This window comes from Granulicella aggregans (assembly GCF_014203275.1).
In the GTDB taxonomy this organism is placed as follows: domain Bacteria; phylum Acidobacteriota; class Terriglobia; order Terriglobales; family Acidobacteriaceae; genus Edaphobacter.
Genome location: NZ_JACHIP010000020.1, coordinates 1 through 22,488, shown reverse-complemented (window position 1 = coordinate 22,488; position 22,488 = coordinate 1). Strand labels below are relative to the sequence as shown.

The 22,488-nt window shown below is 56.3% G+C and carries 14 protein-coding genes; 7 read left to right on the top strand and 7 right to left on the bottom strand.

What is annotated here, in order from left to right:
* Positions 1 to 49: 49 nt before the first annotated feature.
* Positions 50 to 3,148, bottom strand: a complete 3,099-nt coding sequence (locus tag HDF16_RS26560) for a TonB-dependent receptor (protein ID WP_184223374.1) — start codon at positions 3,146 to 3,148, stop codon at positions 50 to 52.
* Between the two features lie 667 nt (positions 3,149 to 3,815).
* Between HDF16_RS26560 and HDF16_RS26555 the strand changes: the two genes are divergently transcribed.
* The 3 genes from HDF16_RS26555 (at position 3,816) to HDF16_RS26540 (ending at position 12,078) form a co-directional block, all read left to right on the top strand.
* On the top strand, positions 3,816 to 6,764 hold the full coding sequence (locus HDF16_RS26555; RefSeq protein WP_221313227.1) for a bifunctional YncE family protein/alkaline phosphatase family protein: 2,949 nt from the start codon (positions 3,816 to 3,818) through the stop codon (positions 6,762 to 6,764).
* 842 nt (positions 6,765 to 7,606) lie between these two features.
* A complete protein-coding gene (locus tag HDF16_RS26550; protein ID WP_184223372.1) occupies positions 7,607 to 7,804 on the top strand; it encodes a hypothetical protein in 198 nt (65 codons plus the stop codon).
* Between the two features lie 1,505 nt (positions 7,805 to 9,309).
* Complete coding sequence (locus HDF16_RS26540; RefSeq protein WP_184223368.1) at positions 9,310 to 12,078, top strand: TonB-dependent receptor; 2,769 nt, start codon at positions 9,310 to 9,312, stop codon at positions 12,076 to 12,078.
* Positions 12,079 to 12,205: 127 nt separating this feature from the next.
* Here the strand turns inward: HDF16_RS26540 and istB are convergent, their stop codons facing one another.
* Together istB and istA are read right to left on the bottom strand one after the other, a co-directional pair.
* The gene (gene istB, locus HDF16_RS26535; RefSeq protein ID WP_184223366.1) at positions 12,206 to 13,006 is read right to left on the bottom strand and encodes an IS21-like element helper ATPase IstB; all 801 of its coding nucleotides are present in this window, start codon (positions 13,004 to 13,006) and stop codon (positions 12,206 to 12,208) included.
* Positions 13,003 to 14,502: an IS21 family transposase gene (gene istA, locus HDF16_RS26530; protein ID WP_184223364.1), complete on the bottom strand. Its 1,500-nt coding sequence runs from the start codon at positions 14,500 to 14,502 to the stop codon at positions 13,003 to 13,005. The genes istB and istA overlap by 4 nt, the downstream gene beginning before the upstream one ends.
* 356 nt (positions 14,503 to 14,858) lie before the next feature.
* On the opposite strand from istA, the gene HDF16_RS26525 reads away from it, so the two are divergent.
* Complete coding sequence (locus tag HDF16_RS26525) at positions 14,859 to 15,794, top strand: IS1595 family transposase (RefSeq protein ID WP_184223362.1); 936 nt, start codon at positions 14,859 to 14,861, stop codon at positions 15,792 to 15,794.
* On the opposite strand, the gene HDF16_RS26520 is transcribed toward HDF16_RS26525, so the two are convergent.
* The gene (locus tag HDF16_RS26520) at positions 15,791 to 15,955 is read right to left on the bottom strand and encodes a hypothetical protein (RefSeq protein ID WP_184223360.1); all 165 of its coding nucleotides are present in this window, start codon (positions 15,953 to 15,955) and stop codon (positions 15,791 to 15,793) included. The genes HDF16_RS26525 and HDF16_RS26520 overlap by 4 nt on opposite strands.
* A gap of 8 nt (positions 15,956 to 15,963) precedes the next feature.
* Positions 15,964 to 16,869, bottom strand: a complete 906-nt coding sequence (locus HDF16_RS26515; protein WP_184223358.1) for a hypothetical protein — start codon at positions 16,867 to 16,869, stop codon at positions 15,964 to 15,966.
* Positions 16,870 to 16,981: 112 nt separating this feature from the next.
* Here HDF16_RS26515 and HDF16_RS26510 point away from each other — a divergent pair, with 112 nt between their 5' ends.
* Entirely contained in the window at positions 16,982 to 17,884 is a 903-nt protein-coding gene (locus HDF16_RS26510) for a hypothetical protein (RefSeq protein WP_184223356.1), read from the top strand.
* Positions 17,885 to 18,613: 729 nt separating this feature from the next.
* Positions 18,614 to 19,725 (top strand): IS3 family transposase gene (locus HDF16_RS26505; RefSeq protein WP_432432292.1). Its coding sequence is split into 2 segments (ribosomal slippage): positions 18,614 to 18,860 and positions 18,860 to 19,725, totalling 1,113 coding nucleotides; the frame shifts between segments, so codons are not numbered across the junction.
* Between the two features lie 65 nt (positions 19,726 to 19,790).
* Here HDF16_RS26505 and HDF16_RS26500 read toward each other — a convergent pair.
* Together HDF16_RS26500 and HDF16_RS26495 are read right to left on the bottom strand one after the other, a co-directional pair.
* Positions 19,791 to 20,363: a tyrosine-type recombinase/integrase gene (locus HDF16_RS26500; RefSeq protein WP_246410226.1), complete on the bottom strand. Its 573-nt coding sequence runs from the start codon at positions 20,361 to 20,363 to the stop codon at positions 19,791 to 19,793.
* Entirely contained in the window at positions 20,360 to 21,121 is a 762-nt protein-coding gene (locus tag HDF16_RS26495) for a class I SAM-dependent methyltransferase (protein WP_184223352.1), read from the bottom strand. Before HDF16_RS26495 ends, HDF16_RS26500 begins: the two co-directional genes overlap by 4 nt.
* Before the next feature lie 183 nt (positions 21,122 to 21,304).
* Here HDF16_RS26495 and HDF16_RS26490 point away from each other — a divergent pair, with 183 nt between their 5' ends.
* Positions 21,305 to 21,925 carry a hypothetical protein gene (locus HDF16_RS26490; protein ID WP_184223350.1) on the top strand — a complete coding sequence of 207 codons (621 nt, stop codon included), beginning with the start codon at positions 21,305 to 21,307 and terminating at the stop codon, positions 21,923 to 21,925.
* Positions 21,926 to 22,488 lie beyond the last annotated feature (563 nt).

The following is a 22,488-nucleotide window of genomic DNA, read 5'->3' as shown; positions in this document are numbered from 1 at the left end:
GGCGAACCCGTTCTTTTTTCGGGGTCGCCGCTTGCTTGCAGCTTCTGGTCTAGAACTCGAGCCGCAACGCGAACTGGATGGCTCGCGGCGTTCCCGATCCAACCGGGGTAATCGGCGATAGGGTCTGACTCACCGAGTTGATGATGCTTCCGAAGCCCGAAGCGCAACCAGAGGCCGACAGGTTGCATGTAGCCTGCGGTTGACCCAATTGCGGATGGTTGAACAGGTTGTAGAACTCCGAACGGAACTGCAGTCGCGCCCGCTCGCTCAACGTGAACGTCTTGCCGGTGCCGAGGTCGAACTGCCACGTCCCCGGACCGGCAAAGAGATTGCGCGGCGCGGTGCCGAACTCTCCAGCCGGGGCAGCAAACGCCGCAGGGTTGATCCAATGAGCGATCGTCCTGCCTCCGGGCGGGGTGAGAGAGACGCCGGGAACCAGGTCGGGGCGTTCGGTGCCGGTTGCCCCATCGGCCGCCACATAACTGCTGGGCAGCAGCACGTTGATCGGAAAGCCGGTGCGCGCAAGAGCTGTGGTCGTCACCTGCCAGCCACCGGCGACGGCGTCGACGATGCCACGCTGGTTAAGCATCGGTTGGCCAACGCCGAAGGGCAGAGTATAGACGGCATTGCCGTTGAAGACATGGCGTGCGTCCCACGCTCCGCTGGCGCGATCACAGGACAGGCAGAGCGGGTTCTGTGGAGAGATCTCGTCGCCGTCGCCGCTGCCGTTGGAACCATCGTCGATCTCGTGCGAGTAAGCGTAGTTTGCCGCCACCAGAAGGTTGCGCGTGAACGGCCTCCTCAACGAAAGGGAGAGCCCCTCGTAGGAGCTCATTCCGATCGATCCGCGCCATCCGATTGCGGGAGCAAAGGCGGGATATTGGGCAATCTTCGTCGTCGGATCTTGCAGGTTCACGACATTGGTGTCCAACAAATGGACGCCGTGGCTGCCCAGATAAGAGATCGTGCTGACGAACTCCGCCGGCAACTCGCGCTGCACGGAAAAGCTCCACTGCTCGACATACGAGTCTTTGCGGTTCCGCTGCTCCGCATTCGGCGAGATGGTTCCCGCACCCGTAAAGTAGGAAGCCACCGGATAGCCGACAGGCAGGCTTGAACTGCTTGTGACCTTGTACGACGGCACCTCGTTCTTGGCCGGCAGGTTCTGATCGTCCAACTGCCCGTCTTCGTGATAGGTCCCGAATCCAGCGCGAACCACGGTCTTTCCGCCATTGCCAGGCGACCAGATCACGCCCACGCGCGGATCGACATCGCCGTAGTTCTGGTTGCCGAAGCTCGCGCCCACGCCGCAGAACCCCTGCGGTCCGCAGGTGTCGAAGTCGAAAGGATTCGCCAGGCCATTTTCCTCGGTGAAGATCTGATAGACGGTATACCGCAAACCGAGGTTGAACGTGAGGTTAGGCCGCACCTTGTACTCGTCCTGAGCGTAAAAGAATGTATCAAACTTGCGCAGGTGGTTGACCGGCAGCGCGCCTGTCAGGCTTGCTTTCTTCACCACATTCTTCGCCAAGTTCTCTATCGAGGAGAAGGTAACGCTTCCGTGCTGTCCGTACTCCTGGTTCAGTTGAACGCGGCGAATCTCCCCGCCGAACTTGAACGTTTGCCGCCCGCGAGACCAGGTCAGATTGTCGATTCCAGAAAACGTGTTGCCCACATAGATGCTGTTGTAGTTGTAGTTCTGAGCCCCGAACCCCGGCCCGGGGCCACCGGAGGTCACGATCAGATAGATAGTGCCGGTCTTGCTGTTGTTGTAGGTGTTGGACGTAGCTCGGTTGAAGCCGAACTTGGCCTCGTTTACGAGGTTGGAACTGAAGAGATGCAACACTTCGACCGCGCCATTGACCGGTGCTGACACCTTCTGTTGCAGGTCCGTCGAGGCTGCTGAAAGCGGTTGCGTATCGACCGACCGGTCGTAGTTGAACCGCATGTAGCCTGTGGTCTTCGATGAGAATGTCTGGTCCAACCGCAGGACTACCGAGTTCTCGTTGACCACTTGCGTGCAGGAGCAGGTCAGCCGTTCATAGTCGGCGTAGTGCGGATCGTTGGGGTCGTCGGCCGGCGTGTAAGGCGTCACGATGCTCCGTGGGCCCGCGGTTGGGAAGGCTGTGATGATCGGATAGACCGGCGACGAAGCCGGAACGGTCGCAATGAGAGAAGCGCTCGGAATATCACTGGCCACCGGATAGCCCCAGTTCTGCCGGTACGCTTCCGAAGCAATGAAGAAGAACGTCTTGTCATGCACGACCGGGCCGCTCAGCGATCCGCCGAACTGGTTCAGACGAAGTGGCTGCTGCGTCTGGCCGTTGGAGGCCCACTCCGGCTGGGGAGCGTCGAAGATGTCGTTGCGCAGGTACTCAAAGAGGCGTCCATGAAATGCGTTTGTGCCCGAGGGTGAAGTAATGGCCAACTGAGCGCCGCCCGTCGCGCCTTCCTCGGCGGTCGCCGTCAGCGAGTCGACGCGGAACTCCGAGATCGCGTCCAGCGGCACCGCAAGCCGCACCCAGGCTCGCTGCGTCTGATTCACGATGTTGGTGGAGTCCACGCCGTCATAGGTGAAGTTACTGTCGTCGAGTCCGCGTCCGGAGAAGCGAATCGTCCGCTGGTTGCTGCCGCCGGTGTCAATGGCACCCGGCACAAAGGCCGTCAGTGCCGCCCAATTGCGGCCATTCAGAGGCAGCTCGTCGGCCTGCTTGCGTTCGATCAAGGCCGTCACCGCGCTGCTGTTGCGGTCAAGAAGCTGCGAGCTCGCCGAGACAGTCACACGCTCTTCGCCGCCTGCCACACGCAGGGTCGCGTTCAGAGTGCGCGTACGGCCCACGGTCTGCACTACCTGATCGAAGCTGAGAGTCGAGAATCCGTCCCCCGTAAAAGAGACCGTGTAGATCCCTACCGGAAGCTCGGGAATATCGTACGTCCCTGAATTCGAGGTGACCGCCTGACGGCGGAGATCCGTATCGCGCATGAAGGCCACGACGTGTACCCCAGGGACGACCTTCCCCGTTGAGTCGGTGACTGTGCCGGTGAGGCTGGCGCGGTCGACCTGCGCGAAGACCGTGGACGCAGCGCAGACGAAAAGCAGAAAGGCCAAGCCTCGCTGGACTATCGAAGGAAATGATGACAATCGCATACTGTGGTCTCCCAAAAGACGTTCACCGCGCCAATCGCGCCGGCTGCTTGCGTTTACTAAAACCTGTTTCGGTTTGGGCATCTTGCAATTTGGATAGATCGTTCGTAATTGCTCGAATACGGGGCCGAAGAAGAGCTTTCAGACGTATGACTTGCCTTCTGCCGGGCATGTGGACCGGCAGAAGGCGTACGTTGCCTTATCAAAGCGAAAGCATCGGGGCCAACGCGCCCACGCGAAGTGGAGGAGCACATGTTGTAGTCGCCCAACAGAACGGAGTTTGTGCTGCGCAGATCAGCCAACAGGGAAACGATGACAAATCTGTAATGTTCCGGTGAAATCCCGTTAACGAAATCGAAGATTCACAGGGTGAAAGTTTTCTCTCCGTTCGATTACGGTCTCGCCCGAATGCGCGCCACACTCCTGGAAGATGACAAAAACGTCATCTTCGTGTCATGTTGGCGTCCCTTTTGTTCCGCTAGCTTGGGATCGCTGGCGATGAACGGTTTCACGCCCGGCTTCTTTCCTCATCCAGAGCGATATCCCAAAAGGCAGGCCGAACACTTCGCCCGCTCAATTTTCTCCAACGCGCTTCAAGACCCGGCGCAGATATCGCTGGGTTCATTTTGTTCGAAGAAACTCACAGATCTGACCCGTGGAGTGGTTAAAAGTGCGAAAGAGATTGACTCAAACAGCGATCACCGCTGCCGTACTGTCAACGATCCTCGGCGGTGCCACTGCGGCACTTGCCCAGCTGAATAGCGGAGAACCGCAGATTCTCTCGACAGGCCAGCACATCACCCCGCTCTTCCCTCGCGGCTCGAGCTTCCAGGCGCTCAACCCGGGACTCACAGACAACCCGGCCTTCACTGCCGGGCAAGCCGTTCAGACGACCCTCAGCCCAGACAAGAAGACGCTCGTCGTTCTCACCAGCGGTTACAACACCGAGGCGAATCCAAGCACCGGTGCCTCCGATCCAGCCGACTCGAATGAGTATGTCTTTGTCTTCGACGTAGCTCGCCCCACGGCTGTCCAGAAGCAAGTGATCCTCGTTCCCAACACGTACAACGGCATCGCCTTCAATCACGCTGGCACGGAGCTCTTCGTCGGCGGCGGCGTCAGCGACAACGTCCACGCCTACTCCAAGGTGGCAGGTGTGTGGACCGAAGAAGCCGGCTCCCCCATTGCGCTTGGCCATATTGCCAAGGCTGCCCCGGCCCTCGACCAGTTCGGTGGACTTGGCATCGCTATCCAGGCTGAAGCGGCAGGCGTGGCTACCACCACCGACGGCAGCAAACTCGTCGTGACCAACTATGAGAACGACTCCATCTCCGTGCTCTCCAAGACCAAGGGAGTATGGACAGTAGCCAGTGAACTCGACCTTCGTCCAGGAGTCATCAACGCAGCGCAGACCGGCGTTCCCGGCGGCGAGTTCCCGTTCTGGGTCTCGATCAAGGGCAACAAGACCGCCTACATCTCCAGCATCCGCGACCGTGAGATCGACGTCGTCGACATCTCCGGAACGCCAACGGTCACGGGCCGCATCAAAGTCCCCGGTCAACCCAACAAGATGCTGCTCAACGCGGACGAGTCCAGGCTCTTTGTCGCCAAGGACAACAGCGATTCAGTCGCTGTGATCGACACAGGTTCGAACACTGTTCTGGCCGAGATTCCGGTGACGGCACCCTTCGAGTTCTACGAGAACAAGCATGGCTACAAGGGCGCGAATCCAAACAACCTGGCCCTGTCTCCAGACGAAAAGACGTTGTACGTCACGAACGGCGGAGAGAACGCGGTGGCCGTGGTCAAGCTCGACAGAGACGCTGATGATAGCCGGACGATTGGCCTCATCCCCACCGGCTGGTATCCCAACTCCGTCTCGGTCAGCGGCGATGGCAAGACCCTCTACATCGTCAACGGCAAGAGCGCCTCTGGCCCGAATCCGCAGGAAGAGACCGGGAGCGCCAACCAGTACATCTGGCAGCTCACCAAGGCCGGATTTCAGACTGTGCCCGCACCTGAACGCTTCGAACTTCAGGCGCTCACCTTGAAGGTTTTGGAGAACGACCACTTTCATCCCAGAAATGACCGCGAGCAGGAACGGGTCATGGCGGAGCTGCACGAGAAGATTAAGCACGTGATCTACATCATCAAAGAGAACCGCACCTACGACCAGATCCTCGGCGACCTGGAGCAAGGCAACGGCGACCCCTCGTTGACGATGTACGGCGCGGCAACGACCCCCAACCTGCACGCGATCGCCAGCAAGTTCGTCGACTTTGATAACTTCTACGACACCTCCGACGTCAGCGGCGACGGCTGGCCCTGGTCCACTTCAGCTCGCTCCACGGACGTGATTGAGAAGGAGATTCCGGTCAACTACGGGGCCCACGGCGGTCTCTCCAACGACTCCGAGGGAACCAACCGGAACGTCAACGTCGCCATCGGCAACATCCTTGCGCGCACCGCAGCCGATCCGGCCCTCATTGTGACGGGGCCAAAGTTCACCCCGGACCCCAACCTCCTGCCCGGCACCGCCAACGTAGCCGCTCCGGATAGCGACGATGACGAGCCCGGCCAGGGCTATCTCTGGAACTCGGCGCTCAAAGCCGGTCTCACCGTGCGCGACTACGGGATGTTCAACGATATCGTTCGCTACATCGCTCCTCCGTCGCTGGGCGGCATCCCGCTCTTTACCAGTCCCGCCACACTGGTTCCGCCGGTGCAGGTGGCCTTCTCCACCAACCCCGCCCTCACTCCGTTTACCGATCCTTACTTCCGCGGATTCGACAACAGCTTCCCTGAATACTTCCGCTTCACCGAGTGGAACCGTGAGTTCCAGAACTACGTGACGCAAGGTGGCTTGCCGAACCTGACGCTCCTCCGGTTGATGCACGACCATACGGGCAACTTCTCCACTGCGATCAACGGCGTCAACACGCCGGAGTTGCAGATGGCGGACAACGACTACGCGGTGGGTCTCGTGGCCCAGGCGGTCGCCAACAGCCGGTACAAGGACAACACGCTGATCTTCGTCATCGAGGACGATGCCCAGGATGGCGCCGATCACGTCGACGCGCATCGTAGCATTGCCTTCATCATCGGACCCTACGTCAAGCATGGCTTTGTCGATTCGAAGCGATACAACACGGTCAACTTCGTCCGCACGATTGAAGATGTCCTCGGCATTCCACACCTGAACCTCAATGACGCGCACGCCGAACCCATGTCGACCGCCTTCGACCTGCGCAAGAAGGAGTGGAAGTTCACTGCTGTTCCTTCGCAATACCTCGCCAGCACCACTTTGCCGATCACCTTCCCAGCCAAAACGGTAGCGTACTACCCGCTGCACGGTTCCGACTGGTGGGCCGAACAGACCAAGGGGATGAACTTCACCGTCGAAGACAAGCTCGACACGCCGAAGTTCAACCGCATCCTCTGGACCGGGACCGTGGGCGATTTCCGTTATCCAACTCTGCGCAGCGGGGTAGACCTGAGCAAGAATCGCGCCACGTTGCTTGACCAGTGGAAGCGCTCGCTCCGTAGGGTGCCCGTCAACAGGCCAACTACGACGAGCAGATTGTCAGAGTCTCCCCGCAAGGACGGCGTCGTGGAATAAGCTTGTCGCCGGTGAATCTGAAATAGACCCTTGGACGAAGTGAGAGTCGTCCAAGGGGTCGCAAACAAAGCAGGGAGAAGAATTTCTAAGGCATAGCCGAAGAGACTCGTCTCCCTGATTTTCGTTCGGACGGCAGGTGGCTCTTCAGAAAGAAGGGCCAAGGAAATGACGAATTGACTCATTCAGCCGCTCCCCATGTGCCTTAAGCAAACAAGACTTCCGCCTCTGGTGAGAGAGTCACTTCGTTCAGGAAGGAAGCGACCGGACCGCCTTGGGGTGCCAGATCTTTTGTGTCGTTGGAAGAGTTAGTGTTGATGGGCCTGAAGGGCCCAGCATTTCTATACCAAGGTCAGAGTTAGTCTTCGACCGGTGAAGGGCCCGGCTAGAACTGATCCAATTTCAGAGTTAGTACTTCGGCAAAAACCTACCCGGAGAGTGCGTGAGGGATTTGCCATGAAGAAGAAGTTTTGTGTGGAACAGATTGTGTCTGTGTTGAAGCAGGCCGAAGTGGAGCGCCCCGTAATCTTGGTGCCGGAGATGAAGCGGGGATGTTGAGGACAGATTCCTGCCCATGTTTGCTCCACCAAATTCTGAGATCGGCGCGACGCGACCGTGATGACGGAGTGCTTCCACGCGAACAGATGCGCCAATTAATTAGCACCGAAATGCGCCACATAATTAATAACACGACACTCTTAACGTCAGAGCATTTTCGATCGGAGTGACGGCTGGAGTAAGAGGTGTAATTAAGTGTTGATGAATCGATGCTCTAGTCAGATAACGACAGAAGGTTCAACTCCGTCTTAGCCGTCTGGAGTAGCCCTCCACGAAGAGGAATCCCTATGGCAAAGCACGAGCATCTCGAAGCAGCGAAGCATCACACAGAAGCAGCGGAGCAGCACACTAAAGCAGCCCACCTGCACGATGCAGGTAACCATGACGAAGCACACACTCAATCCGAGCACGCACATACAGCATCCACTGCAGCGCACGGCAAGTCCACTGAGGCCCACGGCAAGTCGGCCGAGCACAAGAAGTAATCTGGAACCTTCTACGGCTGAAGAGGCTGCGACAAGGTCGCAGTCTCTCTACTAAAACCGGTTGTGGTAAATGGAAACTCCTTAGTTGGGACGAATCCAACAACGCTATCGCCAAGGTCAATCTCATTGTCGCGCTGCACTCAACGCCGGACGAAGTTCAGGTGAAGTTCGTCCGGCTATTGAGCACATAGACGGACGTAACTCCTTTATCTCAAGCAATGGCGATCCGGTATTTGAGTTAGAGACGTCTCGCGATGTGCGGAGATGCGGTGCAGTAATGGATGCCGAGTGGCACTATTCTGGTATTTGAGGGCCGCCAGACACCAATCTCCGTGAGCAATTAATCGCTGATGTCGACCGCGAGCAGCCGTGTCCGGGAGACTGCAAGCATCTTTCCCAGAAAACCCCGCCTCAGGATTGCCGACTGATTAGATAGGAGTCGCGTCTAGAGCGACCTGCGTGCGTGGATTGTAGTCAAGCACTAAGCGAGCCACCTTGAGATCCTCGTTCTTGAAGATGAACGAATCTCTCAGTGCTGTCTCAACTTTGTCGAATCCGTAGCAGGTTGCTCGAAAGCCGTCGAGCCCTTCAAGTGTGTAAGTTGGTGCTGTTGAGCCTAGAGAGGGCGGCAGTTCTGTGCCCCGCGTGATTCTCACCATGCCATTCGTAAGATTCACCATTGCTATCTCCCAGCGGATATTAACAAGAAAGGTTCTCTCTGGATTCTAGCTCCGAATGTAGTCAATGTTTCCCAAAAATGGTCAATCGGGCGCTCTTCCTGCCGTTTCAAATTCCCACCCTCTCAACCTCACTCACGCTGATGTCGTCGTTGCGCAAGTCGTTGAGCCTGTAGCTTTTGCGTTGGAACGCCCCGGTATAAGCTGTGCAATGTCGAGCCTCCATCGCCGGTGCGGTAATCAGCGGTGGCGGTCGCGCAAGGTATGACGGCCTCTCAAAGTTTCGGACTGGAGCTCAACCGTGCGTTGTCGCACCACGTACCAGGCATCGGTTCATAAGCGAGGTGGCTGACACGTTTGCCGGTGCGACAGATGGCCGCTGTCACTTTTCGATTGTCTCTGGACTCCTCTAGCGCCACTTTGCCAGAATCTGGCTACTAGCCCTTGCAAAAGAAATGTCGCGCGATACTGACAGATCTATGGGCGGAGCCCAACAGCTCTGCAAGATAACAGTGGATTGTGGGTCACATCCACGATCTCCGGGCAAGCCACCGGGGCGGGCGTCTTGATGCCTTTAGCGAACTCAGGGGCAAATGAAGCGAGACACTGCTGGGCAATTCCCTGCATTTCGCTTCCAGATTCATCCTCGTCACGGCTAACGCGAGTCGAAATATTGGTGTCTCTACCGCCTGTCCCGGTCGCTTTCATATAACTAAATCCGTCCGAGCCGGTCTCGACTTTGTTACAGTAACTTCACATTTTCGGGATACAGTTGGCGAAAATCCATTGCAGATGTTTGAAAAGGCGTTTACGAAAGGTGCATTCCCAATGAAGCAAAGAATCCTCCGTCTGCTGTGTCTCTTTGTGGCCGGCCTTTCCACATTTCCGATCTATGCGCAGCAGACGCTCGGCGGACTAACCGGCGTGATCGCCGACTCAACCGGCGCTATCGTCTCCACCGCTACGATTACCGTCATTAACAATCAAACTGCCGCCAGCCGAACAGCCACCACCAACGGAAGCGGCGAGTACAGGATCTCGGACCTTACACCCGGCACCTATGACCTAAGCGTGAATGCCGCCGGTTTCAATGTTGCCCGCTTTACCGCCCTTCGCATTCAAGGTGACCGCACTTCTACCCAAAATGTTCGTCTGAAGGCCGGCGACATTTCGCAGACAGTAGAAGTGCAGGCCACCCCGCAACTTGATACCACCGACACGACGAACGGATACGTTCTCGATGCACAGCAGATTGAGCGAACTCCGCTCGGCACCGGCAGCTTTACCCAACTCGCCGTTCTCTCGCCCGGCGTCCAGGCCGACGTCCTCGCCGATACTGGCACCAACACCGGTCTAGGGAACCAGAATATCTACTCCAACGGCCAGCGTCTCTCTTCGAACACCTTCACCATGAACGGGGTTATGACCAATAACCTCTTCAATGGCGCATCGTCCTCGCAAGTGACTGAAGGCCGTGCTGTGCTCAATACGGGCGAATCATTTCAGTCGAACGGAACCATCCGCACAAACACTTCGATCTTTGACGCCATTGGCGAGGCGCTTCCCTCGCCACCGCAGCAGACCATCGCCGAGGAACGAGTGAACACTTCGATGTTCGATGCGGCCCAAGGTGCTACCGCCGGCGCTCACATCGACGTGACTACCAAGACGGGTTCCAACCATCTGCATGGCTCGGTCTATGGCAATTGGGAGACATCGAAACTGAACGCGAATCCCTTCTTCAACAAGCAAGCATTACTCCCCACACCGGACCTGCATCGCTATGTGGCCGGGGCAGAACTTGGCGGACCGATTAAGAAAGATAAGTTGTTTTTCTACGGAAGTTACCAGTACACACGAGCCCGCGACCAGCTCAACTCCTCGACGTCCTACTATCCCCTCCTCGGACTGACCGATGACCGCAGCGCAACTGGCCTTCAGTCGGTGATTGCAGCCGAAGGGTTGCCTGTGGGGACTGCGATTGATCCCGTCGCGCTCTATTTTCTACAGGCTAAACTGCCGAATGGCCAATATCTGCTGCGATCGCCTGCCTCACTCGGCGCACCCGCGGCTTTCATCGGGCCGGCGTCCAAATTTCTCGCCGATCAGGCCAACGGCAATCTCTCCTACAACGTCTCTAGCAAGGACACCCTGAACGCCCGTTACTACTATCAGCGCGACCCGACCGAGAGCCCATTCGGCAGCACTTCGCTGGAAGGCTTCCCCCAGAAGTTCAACGCTGGCAGCCAAGTTTTCTCGTTGGAGAACACTACCGTTCTTACCCCGCGCTTCACCTGGGAACAGAAGGTCGGCCTTGTCCGCATGCTCGTCAACTCGTTCACGGGCCAACCCTTCGGACCTTCAGCACCCGGGATAAACCTCTTCGGCAGCACGTTACTTCCGGGCATCGCTATCCGCAATGCTGACGGGGCCACGAACGATGCGACAGGCTTCGGTGGCCACTCTCTCAACATCGGCCCCACGTCAAACTTTTCCAACACGGGATTTGCTCAAAACACTGTCGAAGGCACATCAACCCTCAACTGGATCAGCGGTCGACATTCGCTCTCGTTCGGGGGAAACTATGATTTCACCCAGTTGAACATCATCAACCGCGCCAACCAGGTCGCCACGCTCAGTTACAACAGCGGTGCGAACTTCCTCAAAGGCGGCCCGCTTCGCACTGGCAGCAACAGCGTCTACTTTCAAGGTGCCAGCAATCGGTACTATCGCTCGCCCCAGATCGGGGCTTACGCACAGGACCAGTGGAAGGTCACTCCACAGCTCACGGTCACTTATGGCATCCGCTACGACGACGACGGCGGCCTTTATGAAAAGTATGGGAACCTCGTAAACTTCGAAGCCAGCAAATATTCCTACGATCTCGCGAGCGACACCATCACAAACAGCGGCCTGGTCGTAGCAGGCAACAATAAGCTTTACGCAACGCCTGGTGCCAGCAACTCCACTCTCACCAATCGCCAGTGGGGCATCGGCCCGCGACTGGGCATGGCCTACAGCATCAATCCCAAGTTGGTCATGCGCGCCGGCTTTGGCCTTTACTACGACCGCGGCGAGTTCTTCACCGAATTCTCGCCGTCAGCCGGTAATGGATTCAACGGGCCATTCGGTGTGACTCTGCAGCCACCGTTCGTGCAGCCAGTCTCCGCTACCTCAGCCAGCACCTCCGAAAACCCTTTCGGAACCACTCGGCCAACTGTTGATACAAATCCGGCCGACTTCATCAAGAACCTGTCAAACCAGGCCGCGCTTCAGAACGGAGCGTCGCCATACCTCTTTGGCGCTTACGGCATAAATAACAAACTTCCCTATACCGAGAACTGGAGCCTCGATTTCCAGTACCAGGTTTTTCCCAAAACTGTAATTAGCCTCGGATACACGGGGAACCACGGTCTGCATCAGACGGTGCCATTGCCCTTCAACCAGCCTCTAGTCGCCACTCCTCAAACGCCGGTCAACGGGCAGACCTACAGCTACGGTTATAATGCCACCGACAGTGCCGGCAACACGCTTGTCTCTGAGCCCTTGCAGACCTACGACGGCGGCAACACCGACGTTCTGTCAAGGGCGGAGTAAAACCATGCCAGTGGGGCGGAGTAAAAGTAGGCCAGTAGTTGGCAGTCAGGTGTTGAGTATTCAGGGGCGAAGGGCCTCTGGAGCGTAGCGGAAGAGGCCCTTCGCCCCTGAGAGGCGTCTTGTCGGATCAGCGTTCTGGAGGCGGGTTTCGTTTACGGCGGCTTTGCTTGAGACGGTAGCTGTCGCCGTTCATCTCCAGGATGTGGACGTGGTGGGTGAGACGGTCGAGCAAGGCTCCGGTAAGGCGTTCCGAGCCGAGGATCTCGGTCCACTCCTGGAAGGGTAGGTTCGAAGTGATCAGGGTCGAACCGCGTTCGTATCGCTGGCTGAGCATCTCGAAGAGCAGTTCGGCACCGGTCTTGGACAGAGGCACGAAGCCCAGCTCGTCGACGATCAGTAGTTCATAGCTGGCGATCTGCTTCGGAAAACGGAGCAGCTTCTTGTCGTCACGGGCCTCGATCAGCTCACTGACCAAAGCCGCCGTGGTGGTGAAGCGCACGCGGTGTCCCTGTTGGCATGCAGCCAGGCCAAGCGCGAGCGCGATGTGGGTCTTGCCGGTACCGCTGTTGCCCAGCAGCAGCACGTTCTCGCGGCGAGCGATGAACTCTGATCGCGCCAGTTCCAGCACCAGGGTCTTGTTCACCGAAGGCACGGCAAGGAAGTCGAAGCTGTCCAGCGTCTTGACGACTGGAAACTTCGCCTGCCGGATGCGGCGATCGATAGCGCGGCGTTCGCGGTCCAGCAACTCCAGCTCGGTCATGCGCAGCAGGTAGCGTTGATAGTTGACCTGCTCGACCGCGCACTGTCGGGCGATGTGATCGTACTCGCGCAGCATGGTGGGCAGACGCAGTTCCTTCAGGTGGTGTTCCAACAGCAACTGCGGCGTGTCGGAGGTATGAGTTGCGGTGTTCGAAGTATCGTTGCTCATGCGCATGCCTCCGTCAGCAGCGCCATGTAGTCGGCGGCCTGCGTGGTGTGCACCTGGGCCAGCGGCAGGTGGGGATAGTTCTGCATATCGAGTCGCGGCGGCCTTCGTTCGATACGGCACAACATGAGATGACGCACTGCATCGAAGCTGATCGTGCCCAACTTCAAGGCATCTTCGATGGCATGAGTTACTTCGGAGAGATCGAAGGTCTCCATCAGCCGCAGCACCTGCACATACTCGCGGCTGCCATGCTTCTTGAGCCTGGCTTCGAGCAGACGCCGCAGGACGGCGAAGCAGTCCGGCAACTTCCAGCCGGCGAGCGGAGCCGCCTGGTCCAGAGCCCGCGTCTTCTGTTCGAGCAGTGCCAGATAGTGGAACGGATCGAAGACGACTGTCTCGCGTTCATAGCTGCGTCGGTGCCGTGCGATGACTTCGCTGCCACAGGCGATCACCACCTCATGGACGTAGCCCTTCACCAGAACCTGACGGTGCCCGTACTCAGTCGGCACCGAGTAGTCGTTGCCGCGATAGCGCACCAGCGACAGCGAAGTGACTCGCACCGTGACCTTCTCGCATGCCTCATACGGAGTTGCGGGCAGCGGCAACATCGCCGCACGGTCACGCTCAAAACGCTCTCCGATGGTCTCCGAGTGCCCGCGCAGCCGCCGCTCGCGCCGCTTGCGGCACTGCACTTCGAGGTATGCGTTGAACGCCTCCCAACTGTTGAAGTGGGGTATCGGAACCATGAAGTTCCGCCTTGCATAGCCGACCAGCCCTTCCACCTTGCCCTTATCGTTGCCCTTGGCTGGTCGTCCGAACTTATCCGCAAAGAGATAATAGCTCTGCAACTCGGAGAACGCCTTCGTACGCTGCCGCTCTTCGCCGCCGAGGATCTTCGCTACCGCGATCTTCGTGTTGTCATAGAGAATCCGTGTTGGAACGGCGTCGAAATACGCGAAGGCTCGCACATGGCCTTCGAGGAAGGCCTCCGTGGTCTCGGCCGGAAACGCCACCACGAAGCAATCATCCGAATGCGGCAAGTCCATCGCCAGGTAGTGCGCCTTCTGCTCAACGCCGGCGATCACCACCACCGCTTCGCCAAAGTCCGCCTGCGCCTCCCCCGGCGGATGCGTCAGCGGCACGAACATCTCCTGACCACGCAGCGTCGCCGAGCGCACGTAGTCCTTCACGATGGTGTAGCCCCCGGTGAACTCATGCTCTTCCTTCAGCCGGTCGAAGATACGCTTCGCCGTGTGGCGCTGCTTCGCTGGCCTCTGCTTGTCGTCGCTCAGAATGGCGTCGATCACGCCCAGCCACGGCCCCAGCTTGGGCCGCTTGATCGGCTGCTGCCGCTGGTAGCCGGGCGGCACCGCGTACTGCAGCATCTTCCGCACCGTCTCTCGTGAAAGCCCGAACTCCCTGGCAACCGCTCGCTGACTCCGGCCCTCAACACGAACCGCACGACGTACACGCCCGTATATCTCCACCTGAAACATCCCTCCGGTGTTCCATGAACCATGCCAGTATGGCAACAGCTCACGAAATCAAGATCCGGCGGGTGGCCTACTTTTACTCCGCCGCAGAACGTCGCTCGCGCGGCGCTCTGTGGCCTAGTTTTGCACCGGCGCTCATACCACGCTGCATGCAAGAGAAACGTTGAGGGGAGGGTATTTCTTCAACAAAGAAAGCAATAATTTAACGATTTGCTAATCCTTTTGGCCGCTGCGCCATCGGAACTCGATTGGTCAAGCAGCAAGATTGTGACCTTAACATGCGGTCTGTATAACTACTAACCGCTAATTTGGGCACTTATATACTTGACTCACCTGAACCCAAGCCGTATATTTAGCTCATGGACAACCAAGGCAACCCAGAGACACTCATCGAAGCAGTCAAATACTTCTCTGATCCCCAAGAGTGCATCTGGTTTGTTGCTTCACTCCGTTGGCCTGATGGAGTTGAATGCCCACGGTGTGGTGGAGGCGGTTGGTCCTTCCTGAAAACACGCAGCTTGTTCAAGTGCAAGACATGCACCAAGCAGTTCTCTGTCAAGGTTGGAACCATCTTTGAAGACTCGGCAATCGGCCTAGATAAATGGCTAACAGCAATGTGGCTGATGTCATCTTGCAAGAACGGCATTAGCTCCTGTGAGATTGCCCGGAGCATCGGAGTAACCCAGAAGTCAGCTTGGTTCATGGATCACCGTATTCGTCGCGCAATGAAGACAGGATCAATCCTCAAGCTGTCCGGTGAAGTAGAAGTAGATGAAACCTACATTGGCGGCAAGGCACGCAACATGCACGCCAGCACCAAGGCCCGTCGCATTACCTCAACAGGTGGCAAGGATAAGGTTGCTGTACTGGGCATCCTGGAGCGCGGTGGAGAAGTTCACCTGACAGTTGTTCCAAGCGTCCGCAAGAAGGTTCTACAGGCCGAAGTGAGACAGCACGTAACAGCCGGCACTTCACTGTACACAGACGCTCTCCTGTCCTATGAGGGCCTCGCTGGAGACTATGCACATCAGGTAATCGACCATGCTGTGTCTTATGTCAACGGTCGCATCCATACAAACGGTCTGGAGAACTTCTGGTCACTACTCAAGCGCGGGATCAGCGGGACCTATGTTGCAGTAGAACCCTTCCACCTGTCACGCTACCTAGACGAGCAAGCATTCCGTTACAACAACCGGAAGGGCATGACAGATGGACAGCGGTTTGCAAAGCTGGTCGGTGAGATCGGTGGCAAGCGGCTCACATTGAATGAACTTACAGGCAAGGATCTCAACTAAGGTTTGGGTTTGACCTTAGTTGAGTGCTTTTTGGGTGCAGCTTTCAGTTCCTCTTCTTCTTCGGCTTTGATCTTGTCGATCTCTTCCTTGGGAACGGTCACGACCTTGCGGACGAACTCTTTGAAGTTGTTCCAGTCGCTGCTGATGGGTTTGTCTGTCATGTTCTTATCTACTTGACCGTTGTCAAGCGTGATATCAATTGCAGTTGAAGTTCCGATCCTGTGGGAGTATCGGAGATCGCCTTTTCCAGTGCCAACAGACTCTCCATGTTTGCCCCAGCGTCTCTGGAATCCAGAGAACTCCATTTTTCATGGAGATCCCGCTTGCGCTTAGCCATGAATGCGTCAAGCTTAGCCGGGTCATTAGCAAGTTCTAGGTATTGCTGCCTTGGTTCGCTGTTCCTGACATCGCAGTCCTGATGCAGGCCGCTGATTTCACCATCTGTGTCATCAATAGATATTTTTGATCCCACTGCTGTTACATCCGAAATGTGATTCCGAGGCCCTGTAATCATGACTCCAACGGGACACCAGTCGAAGTTTGGGTCTTTAGCAAATAATGAGCCATTCTTTGAGGGCTTTTTACTATCAGTCACTCTCGGAGCAATTTGCTCGTGTTGTGGAGAGACAGACTTTATTTTGCGTACGAGGGCAGTAGACGCAGGCAGGGCGGTCTCGGCCGAATCATTAGACGAAGGCCGCTTAGATGATTGGCCACTAACACTAGATTTAGAGATGGCCAAACTACCCTGTGTGTCACCTAATGCCTTCTTTCGGGATGACAAGTAATAACCAAACAAAGAAAAAATGAGGAGAATTACGAAGCTACAAAATCCGAACGACTTTGATTTCCATCCAATACGAACTGCCCATTGAGTTCTCCGAAGTCCATCGATGAGTAAGGCAACACAAGCTAGCAAGCTTACCCAAGTGATCAGCATGATGTGTATGTCGGCTTGGTCAAGAGCGAAATTGATGAGGGCAAGGACGGCGGCAATGATGAACTCAAACGAGAGAGGCTTGACGAAGCCTTCTGATTTTTGAATTCCGTCGTTTGTCGCTTGGTCGTCGCCCATAACCCAGATGGTCGCAGGTTGACGGCTATACAGTCAACGAACTCTTGATATCGCTTTGTTTTGAGGGTCATACCTGCACCCTGCTGATGTCCTGTAGAGTATGGACACCCCTATGAACCTGCTCTGTACGCTCGCTGTGCTCCTCGCCGTCACACAGGCACCTGTGCCAACTTCCGGGAAAGCAACCAACCACGGCGTTCGTGATGGTCACACTCAAAATCAGAACGCTAATACAGGTGAGAAGCCATCCGTTCCTGCTCTTGCCTCCATCACAAAAGATAAGAACGGCCCAAGCCTCGAAACCCATTCCGATCAGCATTCCACCGACCTCAATCAACCCACCATAAACATCACCAATCCTGCTCCCGTGCCTATACCGTGGGGTTGGCGCGAATGGACTGTCTGGGGTGGCAACCTTGCCGTAGCTATCGTTGGACTTGGAGGAATTGGTGTCGCTATCGCCACCCTGCTTAAACTTGAGCGGCAAACCAAGGCCACTGAAGATCAGTTGAGGATTGCTGAGAAGACGATTGTGTTCACGCAGCGCCCCAGAATCTCCGCCCGAAATTTCTACTTCAGTAAGATGACGGCCATTGGAAGACAAGTTCCAAACGGCATCTCTGAAGGTTCTGAGGCCGCCGGACAGTTCTACATTGGAAACAGTGGTGGCACTGATGCCAAGATTAGAGAGGTTCTTTGCATCGTTCACTTGGAAGGAGGAGACAATCTTGCTGGAGAGCGCCCGTATGAAGGGATGATCGGTAGTGCAGAAGACACTGTCTTGCATCCTGGATCGTCCATCCCATACTTCTTTCGGATGGAGAATCCTCTTACTCATGATGAAGCCTATAGATTGGCCATGAGCATGGAGACCCTCAAGATGCACGTTATGGGGAAGGTTGTGTACGTCGACGAACTCGGCATAGTCCGCACAACTCACTTTTGTAGAAGGTACATTCCCGCTAGAAGACGTTTTGAACCCGTGGACAATCCCGACTACGAGAATGCCGACTAGGGCAAGTCCCCTCACAGCCCCACACCCTGTAACAACACTTTTACTCTTGACATTCAAATTTCTCCACGTTCGGGTTCGCGGAGAGATTCGGGGCTTTTCTGGTTGGCTACAACTTGCTCATCCTTGGAGACTTCTTGGGTTCAGGTGAGTCTTGTATATAGTTGCCCTAATTTGCTTTAAGGAGACGCAGCTTAAACATTACGAAGCCAGGCCCACGGAAATGGTCCCTGGTCGATTGTTACACATCTCGCAGCGGACGATAGTGAGTCCGGAATCCAGCACAGATTACGAAGTCGCCGAAACGCGACCGGTTTCGAGGTGACGGTATTTGCCTGAGATCACAGTTCATAAGAAGTCGATTGAGTGGCGAGATCCTAGGAGGATAACTGTTGTTCCTTAAGTCGTCAGACACGGGCAATAGTGTTGAAGGGTTTATCCCGCAATGACTTCGGGGCTTGAAGCGATCGGATGGCCTCAGGATCGAAAAGCAGGGACAACTTGACTCTAAAGAAGAGCCGATGTTTTCGCTGAACGAAGCAACAACGGGTAAAGAATAACTATGCGTTTACAAAACACCGGGCTTTCGCACATAGATTGTGAATTCTGTCGGCCCTTCTCTCCGGCTCACCAATGCTGGAGGACCTGTGACTGATCGGCCTCGGTATTTTTGTACCAGGTGAAATGTTAGTCTTCGACCAAAACCTGACCTGAAAGGGTGGAGGCTTTTGGATGAAGAAGAAGCGTTTTTCTATTGAGCAGATGGTCGGCGTGTTGAAGCAGGCTGAGGTGGGAGTTCCTGTGGCGGAGGTGATCCGCAAGGCGGGGATCAGCGAACAGACGTTTTACCGCTGGAAGGCGAAGTATGCGGGCCTGGGAGTGGATCAGGTCCGGCATATGGCGCAACTGCAGGAAGAGAACCTTCGTCTGAAGAAGCTTGTGGCCGAGTTGGTGCTGGATAAGACGATGCTGCAGGATGTGCTCTCAAAAAAATGGTGAAGCCTTCGCGGCGTGGACCGATGGTCGATCGGCTGATGAGCAGCTATGGGGCGAGTGAGCGGCATGCGTGTCGGGTTCTTTGTGTGACGCGCGGAACGTATCGCTACCGGAGCTGCCTCGATCCACGAACTGAACTGCGGATGCGTATCCGTGAGATCGCTCAAGCACGAGTGCGCTACGGATACCGCAAGATCCGCGTGCTGTTGAATCGCGAAGGCTGGGATGTAGGCAAGTATTTGGTGTACCGGTTGTGCAAGGAAGAAGGGCTCATGCTGAAGAGGATGAAGCCGGCGGGCAAGCGCAAGGCTGCTCGTCTGCGCGAAGAGAAGGTCAAGCCAACCGCACCAGATGAAGCTTGGAGCATGGACTTCGTGTCGGATCAGTTACAGGATGGCACACGCTTCCGGTCGCTAACTATCGTCGATGTCTACACACGAGAAGCGGTGGCGATCGAAGTTGGCCAGAGCTTAGAGGGAGACGATGTAGTGCGCACACTGAACAAGCTGAAGCTCGAACGTGGTGTGCCTAAGGTCTTGTTCTGTGACAACGGGAGCGAGTTCACCAGTCATGCGATGGACCTGTGGGCTTATCAGAACGGGGCAAAGATCGACTTCTCAAGGCCTGGCAAGCCGACTGACAACGCCTTCGTAGAAAGCTTCAATGGGACCTTCCGGGCCGAGTGCCTGAACACCCACTGGTTCATGAGCCCGAAGGAGGCAAAGCATCTGATCGAAGCCTGGAGGCGCGAATATAGTGACAGTCGTCCTCACGCATCTCTCGCGGACAGGACGCCAAGCGAGTTCGCCAGCCAGTACGCGGCTAGCCGCGTACTGGCTGGAACCTAAACCGGTCGAAGACTAACTCTGACCTTGGTATAGAAATGCTGGGCCCTTCAAGAAGCTGCGCTACACTAACACTCCGCGGCACAAAAGATCGGGCAGTCCACCTGCACATAGAAGTCTTCAACGCGCATCGAGATGGCTGCGCCGACGCGGGAGAAGGTATAGACCATCAGTCCGATCAGGGCGCGGTCACGAAGACCGGGCAGGGAAGTGGCATCGATCGCGTCGATCAACGTGCGGGCTTCATCCGCCTGTAGCACTGGCGTCTTGCCGCGGCGTTGCGAGTGCTTCGGACCCCGCACCGCGTGGGCCGGATTCGTGGGGATGACCTGGCCGACGACCATCCAATCGAAGAGCATCCGCAAGGCGGCCAGCCGCAGCTTCACCGTAGGTTTGGAGTGGAGCTGAAGCTGCGCCTCGACAAACGCCGCGATATGGACCGGCTCGACCTGGGGGAGATCAACGATGGCGTGCTCGGCACAGAAAGCCGAGAACTGCCGAACCGCCTCACGGTAGGCGCGTCGGGTGTTGGGGTTACGGATGTGCGAACTGAAGAAATCGCGCATCCGCGTCCGGGCTTCGGGCCGCCCCGTAAAAACAGAGGGCAGAGAAGCGGCTCCTAATACAAGTCCGGTACTCATAGCGGTTTCCTAGCGACCACAATCGGCTGGTAGTAGCCGGTCATATCTGACTCCAACCATTCGATCTCGACGAACCCGCTTTTTTTGAACGCCGTATTGAGGTCCTCTCGCAGGAGTGCCCGATACCGTGAAACATAATGCTTAGAAAGCCATGAACGAGAAGCCTGGAAAGAGAGATAAAGATGCAGGTCGTACTCACCTTCGTCCCAATCCCAGACCTGGTGAACAATCCTCCGAGTGCGTGCTTCGCCGAAAAAGGAGGGGGCCTGCATCGTCGGCTTCGTTTCAATCAGCCTGTCGTAGTCCCGAAGGCTTACAAGGACGACGCCGCCCGGTCTCAGTTTGCCAAACATCTGCCGCGACGCAAGGTCGAGATCATCATTCGAGAGAAGGTGGGGTAGTGCATTGTCGGCGGCAAGAACGACATCAAAACCCTGAGAGGGGATGAGTCGGAGGCCGCGCATGTCTGCCACATGGAACTGTACTTCCGCTCCAAGTCTGCGGGCTTCACGTTGGGCGCGAGCTACCGAGCTCCGACTGAGATCGGACGCTATTAGACGGTGACCTCTGAGCGCCAGCCCCAGAGTCTGTGTTCCGATGCCGCAGGAGCAATCGAGAACCTGGGGAGCTTTGGTGCCACTGTACTGCTCTAAGAGCGGACCCAGAATCGACGCTTGCCGCACGATGCTGCGATCCCAGTCCTCAAACATGAGATGGTAGTGCTCAGCCAGGTCGTCGTAGAACGCCGTTATTGTCATTTTCGAGATCCCCTACCACGCATGATAATGCGCATTATCATGCGTGAAAAAGCATTGAAGCTCTGGCTCAGATGCGCTAGCGGCGAGGTTGCCGAAAACGCCGACTTTCGAGGAACAACGAGATTCCTTCATCCATCAACGTGATGAAAACTCACGTGTGCTGAGCCCGTTTATCCTGAAAGCATGGATAGCTTGCTAGACCTCATCGCTGAGATCGGAGACGCCGACGATGACGATACCGTCATTCGGATCGGGACAGTCACGACGATTGGCAAAGGGTTAGAACTCCATTTGGAGTTATCGACCTTCGATTTGGGGGAGAACACCCGAAAGATTGAAGTTCGTTGTGAAGAGGTACTTGATTACGCTGTCAGGAACGAGGTTGCCTCATCCATCATCCTGACGAGCAACCACCCGTTGCTCTGGAGGTTCACTTACGATACTGCCTCAGCGTTCTTCAAAGGGACACCTCCGGACGTATACGCCGCAACAGGAGCCCTCTATGAGGCGCATCGACACGCTACAGACGACTGGTTCGGTCTTGAAACTCAACTCAATGGAGGATTGAAACTCAGCCAATTGCTGAGCGCTGGTAACGGTTTGCTTGCACGAGGCCCAATCCCACTTCTGACCGCGTACAAGGATGTGCTGAGCCAGTATTCGGTTGAAGTCGAGATCGTCGGCCCCTATCCGCCAGGCGGCATGATGAGCTCTGCAGAAGTTCAGAACAGGCTTCGGAAAGAAAGCAAGGCTCTTATAGTTGGCGACTCTTACGTCGCTGGAATCGGCTGGACAGCGCCATAGATCTGGTCAGGTCGCAGCGCCTCGGTTTGGCCAGACCAAGCCAAGCTCCTTGAAAACGGTGTTCTGGGAAACTTCGACCCGCCCGGACGGTCGCCGAAGGCGTGATTGCCGATAACATCGACTTTGCGGCAACCAGAGGAATCAGCTTTCCGTCTGGACTGCATAGACGACCAAATCCTCGCCACCGATCTTTACCGTTTTCCTCCAGACATGAGTTCTATTTGGAACTTCTTCCCATGTACCGCTATATGGGTTGAATTCCTTTTTCAAGGTCGGGGTGAGACTGGGAAGAGCACCATCAGGGATGTTCGTCGCCCAACTGGAGACGAATCCTTTGAAGTTGCTATGTCGCCCCTGTGCAGCATGGAGAGAACCCTTATAGCTCAAGATGTATGTGTAGAGAGGCATTGAGCGATATTCTCACGGAGCCTGATGGCAGTTACGGGCTTTCTTTCTCTCATTCCTGAAAAACGGGGCGGTCTCAACCGGTCGATGCAACACCATCTGATTTAGATCATTTCTCAGAGGTGGTGTTGATGAGACGAGAGAGACAACATGGGCTT